Annotated in this window: 2 protein-coding genes and 1 other annotated feature; both genes read left to right on the top strand. The window is 64.2% G+C overall.

Annotation, left to right across the window (positions count from 1 at the left end; all coding sequences use genetic code 11):
- Positions 1-219: transposase (locus HDC37_RS17620; protein ID WP_374939206.1), on the top strand; the 219-nt coding region annotated here is incomplete at its 5' end.
- Positions 180-308 (top strand) — a sequence feature (AL1L pseudoknot). Its footprint overlaps the gene before it by 40 nt.
- Positions 216-1139: an IS3 family transposase gene (locus HDC37_RS16885; RefSeq protein WP_374939207.1), complete on the top strand. Its 924-nt coding sequence runs from the start codon at positions 216-218 to the stop codon at positions 1137-1139. It overlaps the preceding feature by 93 nt. The genes HDC37_RS17620 and HDC37_RS16885, both read left to right, overlap by 4 nt.
- Positions 1140-1172: the final 33 nt, after the last annotated feature.

The raw sequence follows: 1172 nt of genomic DNA, 5'->3' as shown, positions 1-1172 counted from the left end.
AATCAGGTGTCGATGCTGACGCGGGTTCCTGCGGACACGATTAAGGGCTGGGTGCGGCGTGCGCAGATCGATGGGGGTGCTCGGCCTGGGGTAACCAGTGATCAGCTGGCGGAGTTGAAGAAACTGCGGCGTGAGAATGCCGAGTTGCGGCGGGCCAACGCGATCTTGAAGAGCGCGTCGGCTTTCTTCGCGGCGGAGCTCGACCGCCCCTCAAGCTGATTGTTGAGTTCGTCGATCGGGAACGGTCGAGATTCGGGGTCGAGCCGGTCTGCAGGGTGCTCACCGAGCACGGGATGCAGATCGCCCCGTCAACGTATTACGCGGTTAAGAGCAGGCCGCCGTCGAAGCGGGCCGTGTCGGACGCGACGCTGACTGCGGTGATTAGCGCGGTCTGGGAACGCAATCACGGTGTGTACGGGGTGCGGAAGATGTGGCATGCCCTACGTCGGGAAGGGCACCACGTCGGCCGTGACCGGGTCGCTCGGCTGATGCGCGCCGCCGGCTGCGTGGGCGTCGTGCGCGGCCAGCACCGAACCATCACGACGCGGCGGGATGAGACCGCGGCGCGGTTTCCGGATCTCGTCGAACGAGGATGGGGCATCAGCAAGCCCGACACCGTCTGGGTCGCGGACTTCACCTATGTGTGGACGTATCAGGGGTTCTGTTACGTCGCGTTCATCACCGACGTCGCTTCCCGCCGCATCCTGGGTTGGAAGGCGTCGATGTCGAAGGAAAGCTCGCTGGTCACCGACGCTCTGCAGCAAGCGCTCGCGACGCGGCGGCGGACTTCGGCGACATTCACCGGCGACGGGCTGGTCCATCACTCCGACGCCGGCAGCCAATACACCTCCATCGCGCTCACCGAGCAACTCCGTGAAGCCGGGATCGCCGGGTCGATTGGGTCAGTCGGCGACGCGCTGGACAACGCCCTCATGGAGTCGACCATCGGGTTGTTCAAGAACGAGCTGATCCATCGGCGTCGATCCTGGACATCGCGGCAACAGGTAGAGACAGCCACCGCCGAGTGGGTCACGTGGTTCAACTACGAGCGGCTGCACTCATCGATCGCATACCGACCACCTATCGAGTACGAGACCGAATACCATCAAGCACACGCCCAGGAGCCCCTGGCCGCGTGACAGAAAAGCCTCCACGGAACCCAGGACGGTTCA

This window comes from Microbacterium sp. AK009, assembly GCF_013410955.1.
Lineage (GTDB): Bacteria > Actinomycetota > Actinomycetes > Actinomycetales > Microbacteriaceae > Microbacterium.
Note: the sequence above shows the minus strand (reverse complement) of the source record. Positions and strands in the feature narration are given on the sequence as shown.